This window comes from Ruegeria spongiae, assembly GCF_023502395.1.
GTDB lineage: Bacteria > Pseudomonadota > Alphaproteobacteria > Rhodobacterales > Rhodobacteraceae > Ruegeria_C > Ruegeria_C spongiae.
In genome coordinates this window covers 64,387-85,948 of record NZ_JAMFMB010000010.1, presented here as the reverse complement: position 1 = coordinate 85,948, position 21,562 = coordinate 64,387, and the positions used below count along the sequence as shown (strand labels likewise).

The 21,562-nt window shown below is 60.4% G+C and carries 24 protein-coding genes; 10 read left to right on the top strand and 14 right to left on the bottom strand.

Features of this window, described 5'->3' with window-relative positions; all coding sequences use genetic code 11:
* Positions 1 to 16: 16 nt before the first annotated feature.
* From M3P21_RS09865 to ychF, 3 genes are all read right to left on the bottom strand, one after another.
* On the bottom strand, positions 17 to 1,720 hold the full coding sequence (locus M3P21_RS09865; RefSeq protein WP_249709691.1) for an NAD(P)H-dependent oxidoreductase subunit E: 1,704 nt from the start codon (positions 1,718 to 1,720) through the stop codon (positions 17 to 19).
* An 85-nt stretch (positions 1,721 to 1,805) separates the two neighbouring features.
* A complete protein-coding gene (locus M3P21_RS09860) occupies positions 1,806 to 2,687 on the bottom strand; it encodes a LysR family transcriptional regulator (RefSeq protein WP_249709690.1) in 882 nt (293 codons plus the stop codon).
* A gap of 160 nt (positions 2,688 to 2,847) precedes the next feature.
* Positions 2,848 to 3,945 carry a redox-regulated ATPase YchF gene (gene ychF, locus M3P21_RS09855; RefSeq protein WP_249709688.1) on the bottom strand — a complete coding sequence of 366 codons (1,098 nt, stop codon included), beginning with the start codon at positions 3,943 to 3,945 and terminating at the stop codon, positions 2,848 to 2,850.
* Positions 3,946 to 3,957: 12 nt separating this feature from the next.
* On the opposite strand from ychF, the gene M3P21_RS09850 reads away from it, so the two are divergent.
* Together M3P21_RS09850 and trpA are read left to right on the top strand one after the other, a co-directional pair.
* Positions 3,958 to 4,611, top strand: a complete 654-nt coding sequence (locus M3P21_RS09850; protein WP_308445942.1) for an acyloxyacyl hydrolase — start codon at positions 3,958 to 3,960, stop codon at positions 4,609 to 4,611.
* A gap of 79 nt (positions 4,612 to 4,690) precedes the next feature.
* Positions 4,691 to 5,482, top strand: a complete 792-nt coding sequence (gene trpA / locus M3P21_RS09845; protein ID WP_249709686.1) for a tryptophan synthase subunit alpha — start codon at positions 4,691 to 4,693, stop codon at positions 5,480 to 5,482.
* Positions 5,483 to 5,491: 9 nt separating this feature from the next.
* On the opposite strand, the gene M3P21_RS09840 is transcribed toward trpA, so the two are convergent.
* Together M3P21_RS09840 and M3P21_RS09835 are read right to left on the bottom strand one after the other, a co-directional pair.
* A complete protein-coding gene (locus M3P21_RS09840) occupies positions 5,492 to 5,947 on the bottom strand; it encodes a MarR family winged helix-turn-helix transcriptional regulator (RefSeq protein WP_249709685.1) in 456 nt (151 codons plus the stop codon).
* A complete protein-coding gene (locus M3P21_RS09835; protein ID WP_249709684.1) occupies positions 5,944 to 7,095 on the bottom strand; it encodes an Acg family FMN-binding oxidoreductase in 1,152 nt (383 codons plus the stop codon). The genes M3P21_RS09840 and M3P21_RS09835 overlap by 4 nt, the downstream gene beginning before the upstream one ends.
* Positions 7,096 to 7,227: 132 nt before the next feature.
* Here M3P21_RS09835 and M3P21_RS09830 point away from each other — a divergent pair, with 132 nt between their 5' ends.
* The 6 genes from M3P21_RS09830 to M3P21_RS09805 all read left to right on the top strand — a co-directional run bounded on the left by M3P21_RS09830 (position 7,228) and on the right by M3P21_RS09805 (position 12,245).
* Positions 7,228 to 8,397, top strand: a complete 1,170-nt coding sequence (locus tag M3P21_RS09830) for an alpha-hydroxy acid oxidase (RefSeq protein ID WP_249709683.1) — start codon at positions 7,228 to 7,230, stop codon at positions 8,395 to 8,397.
* A gap of 20 nt (positions 8,398 to 8,417) precedes the next feature.
* Positions 8,418 to 9,029, top strand: coding sequence for a hypothetical protein (locus M3P21_RS09825; RefSeq protein ID WP_249709681.1), 612 nt, complete (start codon positions 8,418 to 8,420; stop codon positions 9,027 to 9,029).
* A 113-nt stretch (positions 9,030 to 9,142) separates the two neighbouring features.
* Positions 9,143 to 9,793, top strand: coding sequence for a 50S ribosomal protein L25/general stress protein Ctc (locus M3P21_RS09820; protein WP_249709680.1), 651 nt, complete (start codon positions 9,143 to 9,145; stop codon positions 9,791 to 9,793).
* 142 nt (positions 9,794 to 9,935) lie between these two features.
* Positions 9,936 to 10,619 carry an aminoacyl-tRNA hydrolase gene (gene pth / locus M3P21_RS09815; protein WP_249709679.1) on the top strand — a complete coding sequence of 228 codons (684 nt, stop codon included), beginning with the start codon at positions 9,936 to 9,938 and terminating at the stop codon, positions 10,617 to 10,619.
* Between the two features lie 75 nt (positions 10,620 to 10,694).
* The gene (locus M3P21_RS09810; RefSeq protein ID WP_249709677.1) at positions 10,695 to 11,858 is read left to right on the top strand and encodes a serine hydrolase domain-containing protein; all 1,164 of its coding nucleotides are present in this window, start codon (positions 10,695 to 10,697) and stop codon (positions 11,856 to 11,858) included.
* A 9-nt stretch (positions 11,859 to 11,867) separates the two neighbouring features.
* Positions 11,868 to 12,245, top strand: coding sequence for a DUF2237 family protein (locus tag M3P21_RS09805; protein WP_249709675.1), 378 nt, complete (start codon positions 11,868 to 11,870; stop codon positions 12,243 to 12,245).
* A 105-nt stretch (positions 12,246 to 12,350) separates the two neighbouring features.
* Here M3P21_RS09805 and M3P21_RS09800 read toward each other — a convergent pair whose 3' ends face one another.
* Positions 12,351 to 13,124 carry a hydrolase gene (locus tag M3P21_RS09800; protein WP_249709673.1) on the bottom strand — a complete coding sequence of 258 codons (774 nt, stop codon included), beginning with the start codon at positions 13,122 to 13,124 and terminating at the stop codon, positions 12,351 to 12,353.
* A gap of 5 nt (positions 13,125 to 13,129) precedes the next feature.
* Between M3P21_RS09800 and M3P21_RS09795 the strand changes: the two genes are divergently transcribed.
* A complete protein-coding gene (locus M3P21_RS09795) occupies positions 13,130 to 14,077 on the top strand; it encodes a LysR family transcriptional regulator (protein ID WP_249709672.1) in 948 nt (315 codons plus the stop codon).
* Between the two features lie 104 nt (positions 14,078 to 14,181).
* On the opposite strand, the gene trpB is transcribed toward M3P21_RS09795, so the two are convergent.
* The 6 genes from trpB to rpsA all read right to left on the bottom strand — a co-directional run bounded on the left by trpB (position 14,182) and on the right by rpsA (position 19,510).
* Entirely contained in the window at positions 14,182 to 15,429 is a 1,248-nt protein-coding gene (gene trpB, locus M3P21_RS09790) for a tryptophan synthase subunit beta (protein WP_249709671.1), read from the bottom strand.
* Positions 15,430 to 15,566: 137 nt separating this feature from the next.
* Positions 15,567 to 16,214 (bottom strand): phosphoribosylanthranilate isomerase, encoded by a 648-nt coding sequence (locus tag M3P21_RS09785; protein WP_249709670.1) that lies wholly within the window; start codon positions 16,212 to 16,214, stop codon positions 15,567 to 15,569.
* Between the two features lie 6 nt (positions 16,215 to 16,220).
* Positions 16,221 to 16,571 (bottom strand): LapA family protein, encoded by a 351-nt coding sequence (locus M3P21_RS09780; protein WP_249709776.1) that lies wholly within the window; start codon positions 16,569 to 16,571, stop codon positions 16,221 to 16,223.
* Positions 16,572 to 16,575: 4 nt separating this feature from the next.
* Complete coding sequence (gene ihfB / locus M3P21_RS09775; RefSeq protein WP_249709668.1) at positions 16,576 to 16,860, bottom strand: integration host factor subunit beta; 285 nt, start codon at positions 16,858 to 16,860, stop codon at positions 16,576 to 16,578.
* A gap of 249 nt (positions 16,861 to 17,109) precedes the next feature.
* Positions 17,110 to 17,724, bottom strand: coding sequence for a LysE family translocator (locus M3P21_RS09770; protein ID WP_249709666.1), 615 nt, complete (start codon positions 17,722 to 17,724; stop codon positions 17,110 to 17,112).
* Between the two features lie 106 nt (positions 17,725 to 17,830).
* On the bottom strand, positions 17,831 to 19,510 hold the full coding sequence (gene rpsA, locus M3P21_RS09765) for a 30S ribosomal protein S1 (protein WP_249709664.1): 1,680 nt from the start codon (positions 19,508 to 19,510) through the stop codon (positions 17,831 to 17,833).
* Between the two features lie 386 nt (positions 19,511 to 19,896).
* Between rpsA and M3P21_RS09760 the strand changes: the two genes are divergently transcribed.
* Positions 19,897 to 20,307: a hypothetical protein gene (locus M3P21_RS09760; protein ID WP_249709663.1), complete on the top strand. Its 411-nt coding sequence runs from the start codon at positions 19,897 to 19,899 to the stop codon at positions 20,305 to 20,307.
* Between the two features lie 23 nt (positions 20,308 to 20,330).
* Here the strand turns inward: M3P21_RS09760 and M3P21_RS09755 are convergent, their stop codons facing one another.
* Both M3P21_RS09755 and M3P21_RS09750 read right to left on the bottom strand, forming a co-directional pair.
* Positions 20,331 to 20,855, bottom strand: coding sequence for a hypothetical protein (locus tag M3P21_RS09755; protein ID WP_249709662.1), 525 nt, complete (start codon positions 20,853 to 20,855; stop codon positions 20,331 to 20,333).
* A gap of 89 nt (positions 20,856 to 20,944) precedes the next feature.
* Positions 20,945 to 21,562: a (d)CMP kinase gene (locus M3P21_RS09750; RefSeq protein WP_249709661.1), complete on the bottom strand. Its 618-nt coding sequence runs from the start codon at positions 21,560 to 21,562 to the stop codon at positions 20,945 to 20,947.

Here is a 21,562-nt window from a genome sequence, read left to right as displayed (position 1 = left end):
GCTCGCTCCCTGTCCTTCAGATTTCGTCTGCAAAATGTTTCATGACCAGCCGGATCGGGTTCGGGGCCGCCTGCCCCAGACCACAGATCGAGGCATCCGCCATCACGTCACACAGATCGTTCAACAGATCGGTATCCCAGCTCTCGGCCTGCATCAGCTTCACCGCCTTTTCGCAGCCCGCCCGGCAGGGGGTGCACTGGCCACAGCTTTCATCCTCGAAAAACCGCAGCATGTTCAGTGCCGCATCGCGGGCGGTATCCTGATCGGACAGAACCACAACCGCCGCCGAGCCGATAAAGGTGCCATGCGGCTGCAACGTGTCGAAATCGAGCGGAATGTCATCCATCGACGCAGGCAGCAACCCCGAAGACGGCCCGCCCGGTTGATAAGCCTTGAAGGTGTGGCCATCCGCCATGCCGCCAGCGGCCCCGATCACGTCCAGAATGGTCGAGCCCGCAGGCAACAGGTAGACACCCGGCGCGGCGACCCGGCCCGAGACCGAATAGCTGCGCAGCCCCTTACGGCCGTTCTTTTCGGTAGAATTCAGGCACTCCGGCCCCTCGCGGCAAATCTTGGCGACCCAATGCAGCGTCTCGACGTTGTGCACCAGTGTCGGCTGCCCGAAGACACCCACCTGCGCCACAAAAGGCGGGCGATGGCGCGGCATGCCGCGTTTGCCTTCGATCGATTCGATCATGGCGGATTCCTCACCGCAGATATAGGCCCCGGCCCCGCGCCGCAGGTCGATATAGCCGGGTGCCACGATGCCCGCCGCTTCCAGCGCAGCAACCTCGCGCCGCAGAATTTCCAGCACCGCCGGGTATTCGTCGCGCATGTAGATGAAACAGGTCTGCGCCTCGACCGCCCATGCGGCGATCAGCATCCCCTCAAGGAACAGATGCGGCGTGCGTTCAAGGTAATAGCGGTCCTTGAAGGTGCCCGGCTCGCCCTCATCGCCGTTCACGGCCAGATAGCGCGGGCCGTCATTGGCGCGCACAAAGCCCCACTTCTTGCCCGAGGGGAAGCCTGCCCCGCCCAGACCGCGCAACCCCGAGGCCAGCACCTGTTCCTGCACCTGCTCCCAGTCTCCCGATGCGCGCAGGGATTTCAGCGCTGCATAGCCGCCCGCCTCGACATAGCCGTCGAAGGCCTCATAGTCCGGCACATGCGCATGGGTATCGTCTGCGGCGATGGCCGCCTGCACCTTTTCCGGCGTGGCATGATCGATGTGATTGTGGCCGATCTCCAGCACCGGCGCGGTATCGCAGCGCCCCATGCAGGGCGCGCGCAGCACACGAACCTGACCCGGATCAAGCCCATCCTCCAGTGCCGCCTTCAACTGCTGCGCCCCGGCCATCTCGCAGGAAAGCGAATCGCAGACCCGGATGGTCAGCACCGGCGGTGGCACCTCATCTTCTTTCACCACATCGAAATGAGCGTAGAACGTCGCGGTCTCGTAGACCTCGGCCTGGCCCACCCGCATCTCGGCGGCCAGCGCGCTGAGATGGTCGGCGGACAGATGCCCATGCGCATCCTGGATCAGGTGCAGAAACTCGATCAACAGATCCCGGCGGCGCGGGCGGTCGCCCAGCAGACGCTGCACCTCGTCCAGCGCCTCATCAGTAAACTGCCGGCCCTTGGGCGTGCGCCGCCCCTTGCCTTTACCTGACTTCCAGACGCCTTTTTTGTCGCCTGATGGCTTGGTATCCAATGGTGCCATAATGCCCTCCAATTGAGGCTCGGTCTCTCATCAGCAGGATATATCGTCAAATCTCAAAATTGAATGGTACGATCACGACAGATTATCATGACAAAGAGGCAACCACGACCCGCAGAGCCGCAATTGTTGGCAGATCGGGGTCACGCTCCAGCGTCGCCAGGCAAATCGGTTTGCTGACATCGGGATCGGTCAGCGGGCGCACGATTGTGCCCTCAAGCGCGCCCAGCGAGGCCACCAGGATTGCCGGTAAAACGGTTGCCGCCAACCCTTCGCGCGCCATCACAAGCGATGCCGTGAAGCCGCTGGTTTCCGCAACCACCTGCGGATGCAGACCCTGCTCGGCAAATATATGGTTCAGAATGCGGCGGTTCTGCATTTGCGGTTCCAGCAGCGACAACGGATATTCCGCCACCCGCGCCCAGGGCAAAGGTCCCGTCTCATCACTCATATGCACAGGTGCCAGCAGCACATAGGTTTCCTCGTAGAGCGGCTGCACGATGCGCAAATCCGTGCCGATGCTGTCGCCATAGGTCACCCCCCCATCGATCAAGCCATCATCCAGCTTGTGCTGGATCGCGGTGGCTGACATCGCTTCGATCCGGGTGACGATCCGGGGATGCGCCTCGTGCAGGCGGCGGGTGAGCTGGCCGGTAAAGGCCAGCGCGGTCGGGACAACGCCCAGGATCAGCGTGCCGGTGATCTCACCGCGCGCGGCCTGAACCTCCTGCTCCAGCGCCTTGGTATCATCTAGGATACGGCGGGCGCGGCGCACGATCATCTCGCCCTCTTCGGTCAAGCCCTGAAACCGGTTGGCCCGACGCACGATAGAGACCCCAAGCCGACCCTCCAGCCCGCGGATGCGCATCGAAAACGCCGGTTGAGAGATCCCGCAGGCCTCGGCGGCCTTGGCGAAATGCTTGTGCCGCGCCAAGGCGGTCAGTAACTGCAGATCTTTGAGATCAATCAAAATTGCATCCGGGCAATGTCAACGAGCCTCACCATAATGACACCTCCCGCAGACCCTGCAATGACTTCTCGCAACAGGTCATCCGGGGTCCGGGGCACAGCCCCGGGGCCTGCGTGGCCTGAACGCAATCAAAAAAGCGCGCCGCAGGCGCACATTGGGATCACGTGTTGAACAGGAAATGCAGCACGTCGCCATCCTTGACGACATAGCCCTTGCCCTCGGCCCGCATCTTGCCCGCTTCCTTGGCCCCCTGTTCACCATTGCAAGCGATGAAGTCGTCATAAGCAATGGTCTCGGCGCGGATGAACCCCTTCTCGAAATCGCCATGAATGACGCCCGCCGCCTGCGGCGCGGCGGTGCCGGTGCGGATGGTCCAGGCACGCGCCTCTTTCGGGCCGACGGTAAAATAGGTTTCCAGATGCAGCAGTTCATAGCCCGCCTTGATCAACCGATCGAGCCCGGCCTCGGACAGGCCCATCTCCTCAAGGAACATTGCCGCCTCGTCTTCGTCGAGTTGGCTGATCTCTTCCTCGATCTGGGCCGAGATGATCACATGGGCATTGCCCTGAGCGGCGGCCATGGCGGCAACCTTGGCAGCGTGCTCGTTACCTTCTGCCGCCTCGGCCTCACCCACGTTGCAGACATAAAGCACCGGCTTGGTGGTCAAAAGCTGCAGCAGCTTCCAGGCGCGGGCGTCTTCGGCATCCACCTCAACCAGACGCGCGGGCTTGCCATTCTCCAGCATGTCCTGCGCGGCGGCCAGCAGCCGCTCCTGCTGCTGGGCTTCCTTGTCATTGCCCTTGAGCTTGCGGACAAGGTTGGCGCGGCGCTTCTCGATGCTTTCCAGATCGGCCAGCATCAGCTCGGTCTCGATGGTCTCGGCATCGGCCACCGGATCGACGCGGCCATCCACATGGGTCACATCGCCATCCTCGAAACAGCGCAGCACATGGGCGATGGCATCGGTTTCGCGAATGTTGGCCAGAAACTGGTTACCCAGCCCCTCACCTTTCGAGGCGCCTTTGACCAGACCGGCAATGTCCACAAAAGTCATACGCGTCGGGATGATCTGTTTGGAACTGGCGATCGCGGCCAGCTTGTCCAACCTGTCGTCGGGAACCCCGACTTCACCCACGTTGGGCTCAATCGTGCAAAACGGAAAATTCGCCGCCTGCGCCGCCGCGGTTCGGGTCAGCGCATTGAACAGGGTCGACTTGCCCACATTGGGCAGACCCACGATTCCCATTTTAAAGCCCATGACAGTCTCCTGATGTCAGTCGCGGCTGCTTCTAGGCAGCTTGAGGGGAATGCGCAAGCGGGCGCATTTGCAACACTGCAAGGCGACAAGCGCATCGGTCACGTCCTCGTCACTGTACTTACCCCGGGGCACTCAATATTTAAGGAGTTAAAAAAATGGGAAAGTTCAACGGGTACAATGATCAGAATTCTTCTTGCAGCTCTCCTGCTCACCGCAGGGGCAAACGTCGCGCAGGCTCAAAGCCTGATTGTTGGCGCAGGTTACGCCGATTTTTCGAACAACAGGGGCAAGGATCAGGCGCTCTTTGCCCTCGACTATCATCACTCGCCTTTTCACGAGGCGATGCGTTTCAGCGCCGGATGGGGCGGCACGCTGTCGATTGATACAAGCGGTGACACCCATATCGGTGCGGGCCTTTATGGTGTCTATCGGCTTGGCCAGGGCTGGTTTCTGGAGGGCAGCGTGATGCCGGGCGCCTATTTTGAAAGCGAAAGCCGCAACGATCTGGGTGGAAACTTTCAGATCCGCAGCCTGTTTGGCGTGGGCTATGCCTTTGACAACGGCAACAAACTGTCGCTGTCCGTCTCTCACAAATCCAACGCCAGCACCGAGGATTTCAACCCCGGCGTAAACGAAGCGATGATCCGCTATCACTTCTCTTTCTGAGCCATTGGGCACGCGGCGGGATTGATTTTCGGGACAAGTTTCTGCACATCAGGTCGAACCCTGACTGTAAGGAAACCCGATGACCCGTATCGACGCCAAGTTCGCCGCCCTGAAATCGCAAGGGAAGAAGGCATTCGTTTCTTATATCATGGCGGGCGACCCGGATTTCGACACTTCGCTTGAGGTGGTCAAGGGCCTGCCCGGAGCGGGTGTGGACGTGATCGAACTCGGTCTGCCCTTCACCGACCCGATGGCGGACGGCCCGACTATCCAGTTGGCCGGTCAGCGGGCGCTGGACGCAGGCATGACGCTGGACCGCACGCTGGAGCTTGCGCGCCGGTTCCGCGAAACAGACGACACCACGCCGATCGTTCTGATGGGCTATTACAACCCGATCTACAATCGCGGCGTCGACCAGTTTCTGAGCGATGCCAAAGCCGCCGGAATCGATGGCCTGATCGTCGTCGACCTGCCCCCGGAAGAAGATGACGAGTTGTGCATCCCGGCGCAGGAGGCGGGATTGAACTTCATCCGCCTGGCCACGCCCACCACCGATGACAAGCGCCTGCCGCGGGTGCTGCAGAACACTTCGGGTTTTGTCTATTACGTCTCGATCACCGGCATCACCGGCGCGGCCGAGGCACAGGCAACCGATGTCGGCCCCGAAGTGGCGCGCATTAAATCAGCGACCGATCTGCCGGTGATCGTGGGTTTCGGCATTAACACACCCGAGAAATCCCGCGCCATCGCTACTGTTGCTGATGGCGCTGTGGTGGGCTCGGCCATCGTCAGCCAGATCGGCGCGGGCAAACCCGTGCGTGACGTGCTGGATTTCGTCAAATCGCTCTCAGACGGCGCGCATTCAGTCTAAGTACGGGCTTCAGGCCGGATCACGGCTTTGGTCAAGATAGGTCCGAAGCTCGGTCAGAACCGGCAGGATGTCCTGCAGCTTCGCGATATCGAACTCGCGGGCCAGCCGTTCGAATTGCGGGCTCATATCGGTGATGATCCGGGCGCGCAGGGCGCGGCCCGCCTCCGTCAACCAGACCTGTTTCGACCTGCCATCCTCGGGGTTTGGCCGCATCTCGACCAGCCCGTGTTTCACAAGACCTGACACAGTGTGCGTCATCGAGGTCTTGGGCACCTGAAACGCCCGCGCCATCGCCATGGGCGTGCTGCCATCGCCCACCCGCACAAGGTGGTTGAGCACCCCGAAATGCGGCGCGATCAGGCCCTTGGGCATATGCGCCTCAAGCACCGTGCGGCTGAGCTGTTCGATGATGCCGATCTCGTTGAAGACCTGAAAGATCAGCGGCGGCGCGTCCTGTGGTGTCAAACGGTTCGTACTTTCGCGTCCAGCGGCCAGCGCGGGCTTTGCGGAACCTGCGGGCCATATCCCAATCGGCCCAACATTTGCACGGTTCCGCCGTCGGGGGCCAGCAATTCATGCGCCTGCCGATAAAGTCGGGCCATCTCGGGGAATTCTTGCAGCGCCTGGCTCATGGGGTGCACCCCCAGCCCTTGCGCGGTGGCAGCGAGGTTGAGCCGCACCCAGTCGCGCCCAGCCGCGATCTGATCGGCACGGGTGTTTCCCTCGCTCACCAACCAGATATAGGCCATGCTGGCCTGCGCCGTGTCGCGCACCATGTCGAGGCCCGAGGTATAGGCGATCCCGTCTCTGTCGAGCGCCGCTTCGCGGGAGAACAGCCCGGTGAGGCGCATTGCCTCCCACATCGGACCCGAAAAATCGAGCCCGTCGGGATTGGCATTGACCTCGCGTTTGCCAATCCGGAAAAGATCGACGCTTTCCTTGTAGGTATGCGGCGTCTCGAACTCGATCTGCAATGCGTTTGCCGTCAGATCGCGCAGGCTTTGGACCATGTCCGGCGCGTTGGTGGTGGCCACCTCACTGCCCTTGTCGATCGCCTGTTCGAGCGCTCTCAGAACCTCGGCCCCGACGGGTCTTGCCATGTCATAGGGTTCTTTCAGCGACCGGCGGTTGAGGATCTGCGCAAAGAGCTCCGGTTCTTCACCGCCCGTTTGCGGGGAGAAACGCGCAACAGCGATGCGTCGGCCGTCAAGGTCCGGACACGGTTCGCCATCGGGGAACAGATCGAAGTCGACGCGATACCCGTCCTGTGCCGCCGCAATCGACATCAATTCCAGAAAACAGCCCAGCCCGACAATGATCTGACGGCTGAACGGGTCGGTATGGGGCAGCAGACGGTTGGCATCGACATATAGCGTCACCTCGCCGTCACGTCGCAGATCGACCAGCCAAGGCTGCCGGTTATGCGGATTCGGCGCGAGGATGGCATAGCTCAGCGCGCGTTTGCACGGATCGGAATACTGCCCGGCCATCGCCCAGGGCCGTAGTGCATCCTTGGGGGTTCGGGTGGTGACAAAACCGGCGGCGGCACCACCTGCGGCAACAATGGCACCCCCACCCAGCAAGGCGAGTGTTTTTCTACGGCTCAGTGTCATCAGAATCCTCTTTGGTGCGATATTGAACCAATATAGTTCGATATCGCACCTGTCAAGATGCGGCAATTCCGCTATTGCAAAGCGAATTACTAATTGGTAAATAAATTTTACCAAAATCGGAGTTTCTCGAAAATGCCCGTGATTACAAACATCGACGACCTCAAACGCATTCATGAGCGTCGCGTGCCGCGCATGTTCTATGACTATGCCGAAAGCGGAAGCTGGACCGAGCAGACCTTCCGAGAGAATACGTCGGATTTCGAGAAGCTGCGCCTGCGGCAACGCATTGCGGTCGATATGTCGGGTCGGTCGACCAAAAGCCAGATGATCGGGCAGGATGTGGCAATGCCGGTGGCGCTGGCCCCGGTGGGGCTTACGGGCATGCAGCACGCCGATGGCGAGATCAAGGCGGCACGGGCGGCCGAAGCCTTCGGAGTGCCTTTCACCCTGTCGACCATGTCGATCAACTCGATCGAAGACGTGGCAGAGGCGACAAACACGCCGTTCTGGTTTCAACTTTATACGATGCGCGACGAAGATTATGTCCGCCGCCTGATCCAGCGGGCCAAGGATGCCGGATGCTCGGCGCTGGTCATCACGCTGGATCTGCAGATTCTCGGCCAGCGGCACAAGGATCTGAAAAACGGGTTGAGCGCGCCGCCGAAACCCACGCTCAGAACGATTGCAAACCTGATGACCAAATGGCGCTGGGGCATCGGGATGCTGGGCGCGCAGCGGCGCGAATTCGGCAATATCGTCGGCCATGTAAATGGAATCTCGGACACCTCGTCTCTGGCAACCTGGACTGCCGAGCAGTTCGACCTGACCCTGGACTGGGCCAAGATCGAAAAGCTGATGGAGCTATGGGACGGCAAGGTGATCCTCAAGGGCATTCTTGACCCCGAGGACGCGAAAATGGCGGCCAAGCTTGGCGCTGACGCGATCGTGGTGTCCAATCACGGCGGGCGGCAGTTGGACGGCGCGCTCAGTTCGATCCGCATGCTGCCGCAGATCATGGACGCTGTTGGTGGCGATATCGAGGTGCATCTGGACAGCGGCATCCGGTCGGGTCAGGACGTGCTTAAAGCGGTGGCATTGGGGGCAAAAGGCACCTTCATCGGACGCGCCTTTGTCTATGGTCTGGGCGCGATGGGCCAGCAAGGCGTCACCACCGCGCTGGACGTGATCCACAAGGAACTCGACACCACGATGGCGCTCTGCGGTGAGCGTAATGTGACCGATCTGGGGCGCCATAACCTGCTGATTCCCGGGGATTTCGAAGGTCGCTGGCAGAAGGCTTGAATTGCCCCTAAAGTAGCGCCATGCTGATCTTCTCCGATCCTTGCCTGGCATTCATTGCCGTCCCGAAAACCGGCTCGACCGCGATCGAGTTGGCACTGCGGAGCCGCGCGGATGTGGCGTTCCTGGGGCGGCGCAAGCACATGCCCGCCCAGCGATACGAAAGCAAGATCGCGCCGTTTCTGGCCGATGCCTTTCGGATTTATCCCGAACGCATCGCGATCATGCGCGACCCGGTCGAGCAAATCGGAAGCTGGTACAGGTATCGCAGCCGCGACGACATCAAGGGAACCGACCGGTATACCGGCGACCTCAGCTTTGATCGTTTTGTGCTGGACCTGCTCAGCGACGATCCGCCCGAGCATGCCGTGATCGGCAGCCAGCACCGCATGTTGACCAGCAAGCATGGCGACTTGCTGATTGATCACCTGTTCCGCTATGAGCAGTTCGAGATTTTCCATGATTTTCTGACCTTGCGCTTTGGCGACCGGCCCGCCTTCAAAACGCAGAACGTCTCACCTGTGATGGAGCTTGAGCTGAGCCCGTCGACCATGCGCAGGCTGCACCAGGCGCGGGCGGCGGAATTCGCACTCTATGAGCGCCTGTGCGAGGCCGAAGGCCATCTGCGAACATAAGGAATCGGCCCGGCGAGATGGGCCTTTTCAAACCTCTCGGTCTGGTCTATACGCGCGGCTTCACGCGGGGTGACAGCCTTGGAGGCACCCTGCCCTAACTTTGGAGATATATCATGGCTGGTGAGATTCCTGATCTCGTAGCTCTGGAACGGACGGGGACAGGCAAGGGCGCCGCTCGTCAGGCGCGCCGCGCCGGTCTGGTTCCGGGCATTGTGTTTGGTGGCGACGTTGACCCGCTGCCGATCCAGATTCCGTTCAACGTTCTGTTCAAGCGCCTGAAAGCGGGCCGGTTCAAGTCGACCCTGTTCAACCTGAAGGTCGAAGGCCACGACGACGTCCGCGTCATCTGCCGCGACGTGCAGCGCGATGTGGTCAAGGACCTGCCGACGCACCTCGACCTGATGCGCCTGCGCCGCACCACCAAGATCAACCTGTTCATCCCGGTTGAGTTTGTTGGCGAAGACGAGGCACCCGGCCTTCGCAAAGGCGGCGTCGTGACCATCGTGCGTCCGGAAGTGGAACTGATCTGTACCGCAGGCGACATTCCTGAAAAGATCATCGTCGATCTGTCGGCAATGGAAATCGGCGACGTCGCGACCATCTCGGGCGTGACCCTGCCCGAAGGCACCAAAGCGACCATCGACCGCGATTTCGTGATCGCCAACATCGCCGCCCCGTCGGGTCTGGCATCCGATGATGACGAAGACGGCGAAGAGGCCGAAGACGGCGTCGAAGTGGAAGCCGAGGCAGAAGCCGAAGAATAATCCTCATTCCAATGAGGACCGGAACGGAGCCCCTCGGGGCTCCGTTTTTTTGTGCCCGGACGGGGCGGTGGATCTGCGGCTGGAAATCCGGGCCAAAACGGTGCATCTAGGCGGGACGCGAACACAGGCCTGGAGCAGGACCATGAAACTCTTTGTCGGATTGGGCAATCCGGGCGGCAAATATGTCGGCCACCGGCACAATATCGGCTTCATGGCAGTGGACCGAATCGCTGCCGATCACGGTTTTGGCCCGTGGAAGTCCAAGTTTCAGGGCCAGATCGCCGAAGGCCGTCTGGGCGGTCAAAAGACGTTGCTGCTCAAGCCCGAAACCTTCATGAACCGATCCGGTCAGTCGGTGGGTGAGGCGATGCGTTTCTACAAGCTCGACTCGACCGATGTCACCGTTTTTCACGATGAGCTTGATCTGGCACCCGGCAAGGTTCGGGTGAAAGCGGGCGGCGGACATGCGGGGCATAACGGGTTGCGCTCGATCCACGACCATATTGGCGCGGCCTATGACCGGGTGCGGCTGGGCATCGGGCATCCGGGCCGCAAAGAACTGGTGTCGGGCTATGTGCTGCACGATTTTGCCAAGGCGGACGAGGCCTGGCTGGATGATGTCCTGCGCGGCGTGTCAGACGGTGCCGGATTGCTGGCAGATGGCGATAGCGGCAAGTTCATGAACGCCGTCGCTCTGCGCACCGCGCCGCCCCGCTCGTCCAACACGCGAGCGGCCAAACCGGTGCCCGACGCCGCGCCTGCCCAGGTCGAACCGCCCGAAGACACCCGTTCGCCGATGCAGAAACTCATGGACCGTTTTCGCTGAACCGGCTTCCCCTGCGTAGCCATTGCCCGAACACGGAACCCTTGCCACTCTGTCCCGAACAAACAGGAGAACGGAATGCGGAAGTTCGGAAAATGGCTGCTGCGGATTGTGCTGGCCCTGGTCCTGGCGGTACTGGTTGTCGGGATCTGGAAACGCGAAGAGATCGGGCGCCTGCTGGCCGTCAACTCGCTGTTTAACGCGGACAGGATCGTCGCGAATTTCTCGAATATGAACGCGGCCTTTCTGACCGCCGATCTGCCGCGGGGAACCGGTCCGACCAGCGAATTCGCCTATGGCGCGGCGTTTGAGCTTCCGCAAGGATCGGAGCAATGGCTGGAGGCACGCGCCGCCACCTCGCTGTTGGTTCTCAAGGACGGCGAGATTCGCTATGAAGAGTATTTTCAAGGCACCAGCCCCGAAGATCGGCGGATTTCCTGGTCGGTTGCAAAAAGCTACCTGTCGGCGCTTTTCGGCATTCTGCTGGAGGAAGGCGCTGTCGGCTCTCTGGACGATCCGGTGATCAAATACGCCCCCCAGCTCAAGGGCAGCGCCTATGAGGCCGCGTCGATCCGCAACGTGCTGAACATGGCCAGTGGCGTGACCTTCGATGAGGATTACTTCGACTATAACTCGGACATCAACCGGATGGGCCGGGTCGTAGCACTGGGGGGCCGTCTGGACGATTTTGCCGCCTCGCTGAAAGACAGCTTCGCCGCGCCGGGCGAGGCCTGGCAATATGTCTCGATAGACACCCATGTGATCGGCATGGTCATACGCGGCGCGACCGGGCGCGGCGTGACCGAGTTGATGACCGAGAAGATCATCGAACCGCTGGGGCTGGAGCGGGACGGCTATTACATCACCGACGGGTCGGACGTGGCTTTTGTTCTGGCCGGGCTGAACTTCACCACCCGCGATTTCGCCCGTTTCGGGCAGATGATCCTGCAGGATGGCGACTATAACGGGCTGCAGATCGTCCCGGCGGAATGGATCGCACGATCCACATCACCCACCGCCCCGACCAAACCAGGTCAGCGCGGCTATGGCTATCAGTGGTGGATTCCCGTGGACGCGCAGGAGGGCGAGTTTTTCGGGCGCGGCATCTATGGCCAGTACCTTTATTTCGACAAGCCGCGCGGGGTGCTGATCGTCATGACCTCTTCCGATCGCGGGTTTCGCGACAAGGGCGCGCATGAAAGCAATCTGGAAATGTTCAGACAGATTGCGCAAGATCTGTAAGATAGGCGCATGGAACCCGATGACAGCGTAAATGCCCTTGGCGGGGTGCTTGAACCCTGTTCGACCGATCCTGTGACCGGTTTCTTTCGCGACGGGCATTGCAACACATGCCCCCAGGACCGGGGCAGCCACACGGTGTGCGCGGTGATGACGGCAGAGTTTCTGGCCTATTCGAAATATGTCGGCAACGACCTCAGCACGCCGCGCCCCGAGTTCGAATTTGCCGGGTTGGCGCCGGGCGACAAATGGTGCCTCTGCGCGGCGCGCTTTCTGCAGGCCCATGACGAGGGCTGCGCCCCAAAGGTCAATCTGGCCGCCACCCACCGCCGGGCGCTGGCGATCGTGCCGCTGGACATCCTGAAACGCCACGAGGCGCGCACAAACTGAGCGATCGGCAATGGCCGACCCGCGTATTTCCGGATCGGCCGATCTCATTGGGGTCACCTTCGCTGACGCCGTGACCATGTTAAGCCGTCGAGCACGCCTTCGCTCTCAAATTCCAGGCGTCGAGATGGGAGGGTGACCCGTCATGTCGAGCCCTTTTGCGACCTCGTCCGCATTGGCTGCAGAGCCAAGAAAATTGTTCATCGCGGCATAATATTGGCCGACATGATCGCTCAGCAGCATGCCAATGTGTTTGCCGTTGACCTCGGTGTTGGAGGCAAGTTCAGCCAGCACCGCCACCCAGGTGGTTACAATGGCGCCGGCTGCGGACAGGCGTTGTGTTGTCACCTGCTGGACCATGGGATTGAAATCCGCGCAGGCGTCGATGACGACGTAGACTTCGTATCCGTCGCGCAGGGCCGAAATGGCGGGGAAAGCGGCGCAGACTTCTGTCGCCAGACCAGAGATCACAAGCTTCTTGCGACCGGTTGCCTCAACGGCGGCCTTGGAGGTTGGGTCGTTCCAGAAATTGACAACCGGCCTGTCGATTACCGCAACATCCGGAAACAGGGCTTTGAGCTCTGGCATGGTGGGGCCGTTCGGACCAGTGGGCCAGCTTGTGCCCATGACGACGGGGATATCAAACACCTTCGCGGTTCGCGCATGCCCCAGAATATTGTTCTTTAGCTGCAACGGGTCGATCGAGGACAAAAACTGCATCAAGCCAGCCTGATGGTCGATCATCAGGAAAACGCAGTTCTCGGGTGTGAGTTCTGAACTGGGAAGAGCTGAGGGTCTGTGATCTGACATGGAATTCCTTTCGAAGATACGATTGCTACTGCGAAGGAAAAATAGCTTCCACACTGTGATTGAAAATGTCATCAGATATGGCGACACTGTTGCCCATGAAGACAACAATTGAAACACAGCAAATGCGCGTATTTGTGGCGGTACTGCAGCGCGGAGGCTTCACGGCCGCCGCCAAGGTTCTGGACACAGACAAGGGCTATGTCAGCCGTTCTGTCTCCAGAATGGAGGATCAACTTGGCGTCGCGCTGCTTAATCGGACGACCCGCCAGATCACCCCCACCGCAGCCGGAAGCGCGTTCTATGAAAAGGCGGTGTCGATTCTCTCCTCGGTCGCCGAGGCGGAAACCGATGCGCGCGCCATGAGTAACGAGACGTTCGGCAACTTTCGCATTTCTGTCGCGCCGGAATTTGGGCGGATGCGCGCAAACAAGTGGTTTCAGAAGATGCTGGAACTCTACCCAAAAGTTAACCTTGAGATTGTCTATGAAAACCAGTCTGTTGACCTGTTTAGAGAGGGCGTCGATCTGGCGATCCGGATCGGCGACAGGGCGTCATCAGGTCTCGTCTCCGAGACTGTTGGGCTGATAGAATACGGCGTCTATGCCAGCCCCGGATATCTTGAGCCCACATCAAGGATTCTGACCCCGGAGGACTTGAAGGAACATGATCTCATTTCCTTCAGGCCGCGCGAGGATGCAAAGATACTGCCAAGTTGGAGCAACCTGACACCAACCGCGAATTGGAGGTTTCACAAAGACGCGGAAACGCGTGAGATCGAAAAGACGACCCGTTTCCAATCCAACAACGTGTTTGCAACACGCCAGATGTGTATGGCGGGGCTCGGCGTTGCTGTTCTCCCGATTGACGTCGCTGAATTGATCGAACCTCCCGGCACATCCAAGCCCGAGCTCATTCGGCTGCTGCCTGATTGGTCAGTCGAGCCAACCTTGGTGAATTTCCTCTTTCCGAAAAGCGGAATGAAAGATCCGAAGATACGAAATCTGATGGCGATTGCGAAGCAGTGATCAGCAGCTGCGCAGCAATCGAAAAGCCTCCGAGGGCATAAAAAAGGGAGGCGTTCGTTTTGAACGCCCCCCTTGTCGAAATTCTGATAACCCCGACCGGTCGATCAATCGGCCGCGCGGCCCTCGGTATCGGACATGTCGAAGTCGAGGTATTTCGCAACCGTCTGCACATCCTTGTCACCACGTCCGCACATGTTCATGCAGATGAGGTGATCCTTGGGAAGTTCAGGCGCGATCTTCATCACATGGGCCAGCGCGTGGCTGGGTTCCAGCGCCGGGATGATGCCCTCGGTGGCGCAGCAGAGCTGGAACGCCTCCAGCGCCTCCTTGTCGGTGATCGAGACATATTGGGCGCGGCCAATCTCATGCAGCCATGAATGCTCCGGCCCGATACCGGGATAGTCCAGACCTGCCGAGATGGAATAGCCTTCGAGGATCTGCCCATCGTCATCCTGCAGCAGATAGGTGCGGTTGCCATGCAGCACACCCGGACGCCCACCGGTCAGCGAGGCGCAATGCTCCATCTTTTCGTTCACACCCTTGCCACCCGCTTCGACGCCGATGATGTTGACGTCCTTGTCGTCGAGGAACGGGTAGAACAGGCCCATCGCGTTCGAACCACCGCCGATGGCCGCGATCAGCGTATCGGGCAAACGGCCCTCGGCCTTCATCATCTGCTCTTTGGCTTCCTTGCCGATGATCGACTGGAAGTCGCGCACCATCGCCGGGTAGGGGTGTGGCCCGGCCACCGTACCGATGCAATAGAACGTGTCGCGTACATTGGTCACCCAGTCGCGCAGCGCGTCGTTCATCGCATCCTTGAGCGTGCCGCGACCAGAGGTCACCGGGATCACCTCGGCCCCCAGCAGGCGCATGCGGAACACGTTCGGAGACTGACGTTGCACATCATGCGCGCCCATATAGACCACGCATTTCAAACCGAACTTGGCACAGACAGTGGCGGTGGCCACCCCGTGCTGCCCGGCCCCGGTTTCGGCAATGATCCTTGTCTTGCCCATGCGCCGCGCCAGAATGATCTGGCCCAGCACATTGTTGATCTTATGCGCGCCGGTATGGTTCAGCTCATCGCGCTTGAGGTAGATTTTCGCGCCGCCCAGATGCTCGGTCAGGCGTTCGGCATAATAGAGCGGCGAGGGGCGGCCCACGTAGTTGGCCCAGAGATCATCCATCTCGGCCCAGAATGAGGGGTCATCCTTGGCCTTGTCGTATTCCTCTTCCAGCGACAGGATCAGCGGCATCAGCGTCTCTGACACGAACCGCCCGCCGAAAATCCCGAAACGCCCCTGCTCATCGGGACCGGACATGAAGGAATTGAAGAGATCGTTGGCCATGACAGCACCCTCACCTGATTTCCTCTGTCCTAGTGCGCGCGGGGCGCAAGGACAAGACAAGGCGTTTCGAAATACCGGATCAGCGCAGTCTGAGGCATCGCCATAGACCGGCTTCACCCCAAAAGCCAAGATTCGGGCTACGCGGTCGCCGCTGCAACAAACTGCCGGATCAGGCCCGCGTCCTTGACGCCGGGCGCGGTTTCGACCCCGGATGAAACATCCACTTGCGCCGCACCGGTCATGCGAATGGCCTCTTGCACATTTTCGGGCGTCAGGCCGCCGGCCAGCATCCAGGGCTTGCGCCAGAATTTGCGCCCCGCCATCAGGCGCCAGTCAAAGCTGAGCCCGTTGCCACCGGGCAGAACCGCATCTTTGGGTGGTTTGGATTCGATCAGGAACTGATCCGCCACGTCGGCGAATATATCTATCGCCGCCAGATCGCTCTCATCGGCGACCGGGATCACCTTCATGACCGGCAGACCATATCTTGCCTTGATCTCGGCCACACGTTCGACGCTTTCGCCGCCGTGAAGCTGTAGCATGTCAAGCGGCACCGACCCGGTGATCAGGTCAAGTTCCTCGTTGGTCGCCCGCACCGTCACCGCCACTTTGGCGACCCCTGCAGGCACTTCGGCAGCCAGTGCCCGGGCTTCTTCAACCTCAAGATGACGCGGCGATTTTGGAAAGAACATGAACCCCACATAACGCGCGCCAGCCTCTGCCGCCGCATGCACGTGAGCGGCCTGTTTCAGACCGCAGATCTTGACGCCGGTATTTTGGGACATGGCCTGTCAGTTGCTTTCTTCCAGCAGGGCCAACACCTCGTCCTTGCCTTCGTTCTTCTGCTTCTTGAGCTTGTTCACTTCGCGCTCGAGCTTGCGCACCTCGCGGTATTTCTCACCCGCCTCGCGGCGATGCTTGTGCTCGCGCAGCCATTCCAGAATATAGCCGATGATCAAACCCGCTGCGATCCCGCCAAGGACCACGATGAAGACCGGCAGCGGCAGCGAATAGTTGAACCCGACAAGCTCGGCCAGGGCGTCCGGCATCAGCTTGAGGGTCACCATCTGGAGATTGGCCAGCGACACCGATACCAGTACGATGATCAGTGCGGCCAGAAAGGCGTAGCGAATATAGCGCATCATGTCAGGCTTTTCCGTTTAGTCGATCCCGAAGCAACTTGCCGGTCTTGAAGAACGGCACGTGCTTTTGTTCCACATGCACGGTTTCGCCGGTCCTGGGATTGCGACCAATCCGCGCGTCTCTCTGTTTGACCGAAAACGCGCCGAAGCCGCGCAGCTCGACACGGTCGCCGCGCGCCATGGCGTCGGTCACTTCGTCAAAAACCGTGTTCACGATCCGCTCCACATCACGTTGGTAGAGATGCGGGTTCTCGTCAGCAATCTTCTGGATCAGTTCCGAACGGATCATAGGCTCAACCCCTCCCAAGGCGGCGTGGCGGTTCTTGTGGACGTACCGGCAAGTATATGAAAAATCACGCTTGTGTGGAACGTAAAGTCACAGGCAAAACCAGCTATTTCAAGTGCCCCGGCAAAAGATTTCGCTTTGATCGACCCATTTAGGACAAATTGGCTTACGCTGCATTGCAGAAACACACGTCAGAGGGGGCCGCTGCGAAGCCCTTGATTCGCAAGGTAAAGCCAAATGGGTGGTGCCAACTCAGGGATCGGAGCGCGCAACTGCCAGACCGAGGCCCGCCGCAAGGAAAAAGCCCCCGGTCAAACGATGCCGCCACTGCCCCAGCCGCAGAACGGACCAGCGTGCGGATTGCGCCATCGCGACCCAGGCCAGATCACCGGCAAAGATCACGCCCAGATAAAGCGCCGCAACCAGCACCAGACCCTGTCCGCCCGCTAGTGGGCTGACAAACTGCGGCAGAAAGGCCGCGCTGAACAACAGCGTCTTGGGGTTGATCACAGCCAGAATGAGGCCCTGCCAGAACACGGCCCTGACGGGCCGTTCTGTGGCCGACGTGTCGGGCATCGGATCAAAGCCCTGCCGCAGCGACTGGACACCCAGATAAAGCAAATAGACCACGCCTGCCCATTTGATCCAGAACAACGCATGCGCCGCCAGGTGCAAAATCGCACTGAGGCCGATCACCACAAGGCAAAGCTGCAGCAGAATGCCCAGCGTAGTGCCCAGAACGGTCGCCGCGCCAAAACGATACCCATGGGCGATGGTGTTGGCCACGATCAGCGCCACATTCGGCCCCGGTATCGCAACCAGCACAAGTGTCGCCGCCACCAACGCCATTGCCAGATCAAAAGACATGTCTCACCCCACAGATGATGATCCCCAGCCTAGCATGTTGGCCCGGAAACGAAAAAGGCCCCGCGGATCGCTCCGCAGGGCCTCAAGGTCTTTGAAAGACGCAGGATCAGTCGTCGCCGGTCTTCAGCGCGGCACCCAGGATGTCGCCCAGCGATGCGCCCGAGTCGGAGGAACCATACTGCTGCACGGCCTCTTTCTCTTCGGCGATCTCACGCGCCTTGATCGACAGACCCAGACGGCGGGTCTTGCTGTCGACATTGGTCACGCGGACGTCAACCTTGTCACCAACCGAGAAACGCTCGGGGCGCTGTTCGGCACGGTCACGGCTCAGGTCGGAACGGCGGATGAAGGACTTCATGCCTTCGTATTCCACTTCGATGCCGCCATCTTCGATCGCGGTCACGTTCACGGTCACGATCGAGCCGCGCTTCACGCCGCCAACCGCTTCGGCGAACTTGTCGCCGCCCAGGGCTTTGATCGAGAGCGAGATACGCTCTTTTTCCACGTCAACTTCCGAGACAACCGCCTGCACCACGTCGTTCTTGTGGTAGCTCTGGATCGCTTCTTCGCCGCGCTCGTCCCAGGACAGGTCGGACAGGTGAACCATGCCGTCGATGTCGCCGTCGAGGCCGATGAACAGACCGAATTCGGTGATGTTCTTGACTTCGCCTTCGACCTCGGTGCCCTCGGGGTGTGTTTCTGCAAACACTTCCCACGGGTTGCGCATGGTCTGCTTGAGGCCCAGCGAAACGCGACGCTTGGCGCCGTCGATTTCCAGAACCATGACGTCAACTTCCTGGCTGGTCGAAACGATCTTGCCGGGGTGGACGTTCTTCTTGGTCCAGGACATTTCGCTGACGTGCACCAGACCTTCGACGCCCGGCTCCAGTTCAACAAATGCACCGTAATCGGTGATGTTGGTGACGCGGCCCTTGTGGACAGAGGACAGCGGGTACTTGGCGCCAACCAGATCCCACGGATCTTCCTGCAGCTGTTTCATGCCGAGGCTGATACGGTGGGTTTCCTTGTTGATCTTGATGACCTGAACCTTGACGGTCTCGCCGATGTTCAGGATCTCGTTGGGGTGGTTGACCCGACGCCATGCCATGTCGGTGACGTGCAGCAAGCCGTCGACACCGCCCAGATCCACGAACGCACCGTATTCGGTGATGTTCTTGACCACACCGTCAACGGACTGGCCTTCGGTCAGGTTGCCGATCACCTCGGCGCGCTGTTCGGCGCGCGATTCTTCCAGGATAGCGCGACGCGACACAACGATGTTGCCCCGGCGGCGGTCCATCTTCAGAATCTGGAACGGCTGCTTCAGACCCATCAGCGGGCCAGCATCGCGCACGGGGCGCACATCAACTTGCGAGCCGGGCAGGAACGCAACTGCGCCACCCAGATCGACGGTGAAGCCACCTTTGACGCGGCCAAAGATTGCACCTTCGACGCGCTGGTCGTCGGCATAGGCTTTTTCCAGACGGTCCCACGCTTCTTCGCGGCGGGCCATCTCGCGCGAGATGACAGCTTCGCCACGGGCGTTTTCGGCGGCGCGCAGGTAGACTTCCACCTCGTCACCAACAGCGATTTCAGGGGCTTCGCCGGGATTTGCGAATTCTTTCAGCTCGACGCGGCCTTCCATTTTGTAGCCGACGTCGATGATGGCCTGGCCCGCTTCGATCGCGATCACCTTGCCTTTGACAACAGACCCCTCTTCGGGCGTGTCCATTTCGAAGCTTTCGTTAAGGAGGGCTTCGAATTCCTCCATGGATGCGTTAGCCATGTGGCAGTTTATTCCTTTACGTTTCACTTTATCTGGCCGAGCGGTTGTCTCCGCCGGTCTTGTTTCAGGCCCGCCTTGGGCGGAACAGGTTGGTCAGACGATCAAATCGCGCCAGAAAACAAAGAGGGCCGGTAGTCCCGACCCTGCCCGTCTCATTATTCTATGGCTTAAACCGCCTTGTCGACGCGCGCTCTATACCGGCTTGGGCCGGGTCTCGCAAGTGGAAAGCCCATTGCTGCGTCGACATCGGCAAAATCGAGGCCCGCGTGCGTTCACATTGGTTTGAAGTCGCCAGCCTGATCTTGAGCGCGCGCGCAGGACAACGCAAAGACGCTGTACACAAGCGTGCCACCCCATTGCACCGGTCGACCCCAAGGAGTTCCGCCATGAAATTCGATGAATTCAACCTGATGGTCGCGCAGCAGCCGATGGCGATTCAGATCTGGCTGAACGTGTTGCTGGTCGGTGCGTTCGTGCTGCCCTGCGTTTTGCTCATTTGGCGACAGAGCCGCATTGCCGGGGCCGTCACCCTGGGCTGCAGCGTGCTGGCCGCCATTGGCGTCATCGGAATTTTCTCGCAACTGGGCTATGTGAGGCTGATGGGGCTGGGGCATATCCTGTTCTGGACGCCGATTGCCGTCTATCTGTTTCGGCAGCAGGCGCGATTGGGTATGCCCACCGTTCCGATCTGGATCATGCGGGCGATCCTGCTGGTCATCACGATCTCGCTGATCTTCGACTACGTTGATCTTGTCCGCTACATTCTGGGTGACCGCACGCCGCTGCCCCCGGCCTGAATGGCATGTGCTTGGGGAGAGCGTTAGATCTCTTCGCCCTTCTTCAGCAACTCGTCGATCAATTGCCGCTGCAGGTTGCCGCTGTCGCCGCCGCCAAATTGCACCGCGCCACCGGAATAGAGCGTACCATAGGTCCGGGCGACATTCACGGTCTGACCAAGGCCCGAGATGAACTGGTTCTTCTCCAGCGGGGACAACGGGTGAATGAAGGCCGCCCAGAGCGTGCCATTTGCGATGGCATAGCGCGCATCCAGCGCAGAATCGAAATTGGCCTGCATCATCCGCGTCAGGTCCTGGGCGGTCAGTTCGTTGGCGCTGCGGATCGGCACAATGGCCCGCATCCGGTCGGCCTGCGCATCGGTCACGACCAGCACCGGCATGCCGTCGATCACGAACTGGAACCCCGGCCCGCTTGGCTGCGCCTCGGGGTCGAGCGCAAAGATGATCCGGCCCAGCCGCTCATAGGTCATGGCCGGTTCAGGGCGCGGGGCATCCTGCGCGCTGGCCATCGAGGCAATCAGAACAAAGGGAAGGACATAGCGTAGCATCGGCGATCTCTCCTCTAGCCTGATCCCAACCTAGGCATCGTAGTCCGGGCTGGCGAAACACAGCTTGGTGAGATTTGTGACGCTTGCGCTCAGCTCTGCGCAGGCATCTTCGTCCTGATCGCGGCGATGGCAACGCCCAGCGCGGCATCGATGTCGAGCTTCGAGGTATCGATCATCACCGCATCCTCGGCCGGCTTCAGCGGCGCCTCCGCCCGGTTCATGTCCCGCTCATCGCGCGCCCGCACATCAGCCAGAACCTGATCGAGGGTCACGATCTGGCCCTTGCCGGTCAGTTCCAGATAGCGGCGTTCGGCCCGCACCTCGGCGCTGGCAGTGACGAACAGCTTGGCCTCGGCATCGGGGCAGATCACCGTGCCGATATCGCGCCCGTCCAATACCGCGCCCCCTGCCCGACGGGCAAAGGCGCGCTGGAAATCCACCAGCGCGGCGCGCACCTCAGCGATTACTGCAACTTTCGAAGCCGCCTGCGCCACCTCGGGCGTGCGCAGGTCGGCGCGATCAAGGTCCTCTGGCATCAGGCCACGGGCCGCTTCAATCGGATCCTCGCCAGACAGCATCCGCCACCCCACCGCGCGATAGAGCAGCCCGGTATCCAGATGCCCGAAGCCGAAATGCGCAGCGATTCCCTTGGACAGCGTCCCTTTCCCCGCCGCCGCCGGGCCATCAATCGCTATGGTAAAGGCCAT

What these genes read in the sequence shown, in the direction of transcription:
- M3P21_RS09865 (WP_249709691.1), bottom strand. Translation starts at nt 1,720, where the DNA reads ATGGCACCATTGGATACCAAGCCATCAGGCGACAAAAAAGGCGTCTGG.
- ychF (WP_249709688.1), bottom strand. Translation starts at nt 3,945, where the DNA reads ATGGGCTTTAAAATGGGAATCGTGGGTCTGCCCAATGTGGGCAAGTCG.
- M3P21_RS09850 (WP_308445942.1), top strand. Translation starts at nt 3,958, where the DNA reads ATGTCAGTCGCGGCTGCTTCTAGGCAGCTTGAGGGGAATGCGCAAGCG.
- trpA (WP_249709686.1), top strand. Translation starts at nt 4,691, where the DNA reads ATGACCCGTATCGACGCCAAGTTCGCCGCCCTGAAATCGCAAGGGAAG.
- M3P21_RS09835 (WP_249709684.1), bottom strand. Translation starts at nt 7,095, where the DNA reads ATGACACTGAGCCGTAGAAAAACACTCGCCTTGCTGGGTGGGGGTGCC.
- M3P21_RS09830 (WP_249709683.1), top strand. Translation starts at nt 7,228, where the DNA reads ATGCCCGTGATTACAAACATCGACGACCTCAAACGCATTCATGAGCGT.
- M3P21_RS09825 (WP_249709681.1), top strand. Translation starts at nt 8,418, where the DNA reads ATGCTGATCTTCTCCGATCCTTGCCTGGCATTCATTGCCGTCCCGAAA.
- M3P21_RS09820 (WP_249709680.1), top strand. Translation starts at nt 9,143, where the DNA reads ATGGCTGGTGAGATTCCTGATCTCGTAGCTCTGGAACGGACGGGGACA.
- pth (WP_249709679.1), top strand. Translation starts at nt 9,936, where the DNA reads ATGAAACTCTTTGTCGGATTGGGCAATCCGGGCGGCAAATATGTCGGC.
- M3P21_RS09810 (WP_249709677.1), top strand. Translation starts at nt 10,695, where the DNA reads ATGCGGAAGTTCGGAAAATGGCTGCTGCGGATTGTGCTGGCCCTGGTC.
- M3P21_RS09805 (WP_249709675.1), top strand. Translation starts at nt 11,868, where the DNA reads ATGGAACCCGATGACAGCGTAAATGCCCTTGGCGGGGTGCTTGAACCC.
- M3P21_RS09800 (WP_249709673.1), bottom strand. Translation starts at nt 13,124, where the DNA reads ATGACATTTTCAATCACAGTGTGGAAGCTATTTTTCCTTCGCAGTAGC.
- M3P21_RS09795 (WP_249709672.1), top strand. Translation starts at nt 13,130, where the DNA reads ATGGCGACACTGTTGCCCATGAAGACAACAATTGAAACACAGCAAATG.
- trpB (WP_249709671.1), bottom strand. Translation starts at nt 15,429, where the DNA reads ATGGCCAACGATCTCTTCAATTCCTTCATGTCCGGTCCCGATGAGCAG.
- M3P21_RS09785 (WP_249709670.1), bottom strand. Translation starts at nt 16,214, where the DNA reads ATGTCCCAAAATACCGGCGTCAAGATCTGCGGTCTGAAACAGGCCGCT.
- M3P21_RS09780 (WP_249709776.1), bottom strand. Translation starts at nt 16,571, where the DNA reads ATGCGCTATATTCGCTACGCCTTTCTGGCCGCACTGATCATCGTACTG.
- ihfB (WP_249709668.1), bottom strand. Translation starts at nt 16,860, where the DNA reads ATGATCCGTTCGGAACTGATCCAGAAGATTGCTGACGAGAACCCGCAT.
- M3P21_RS09770 (WP_249709666.1), bottom strand. Translation starts at nt 17,724, where the DNA reads ATGTCTTTTGATCTGGCAATGGCGTTGGTGGCGGCGACACTTGTGCTG.
- rpsA (WP_249709664.1), bottom strand. Translation starts at nt 19,510, where the DNA reads ATGGCTAACGCATCCATGGAGGAATTCGAAGCCCTCCTTAACGAAAGC.
- M3P21_RS09760 (WP_249709663.1), top strand. Translation starts at nt 19,897, where the DNA reads ATGAAATTCGATGAATTCAACCTGATGGTCGCGCAGCAGCCGATGGCG.
- M3P21_RS09755 (WP_249709662.1), bottom strand. Translation starts at nt 20,855, where the DNA reads ATGCTACGCTATGTCCTTCCCTTTGTTCTGATTGCCTCGATGGCCAGC.
- M3P21_RS09750 (WP_249709661.1), bottom strand. Translation starts at nt 21,562, where the DNA reads ATGGCCTTTACCATAGCGATTGATGGCCCGGCGGCGGCGGGGAAAGGG.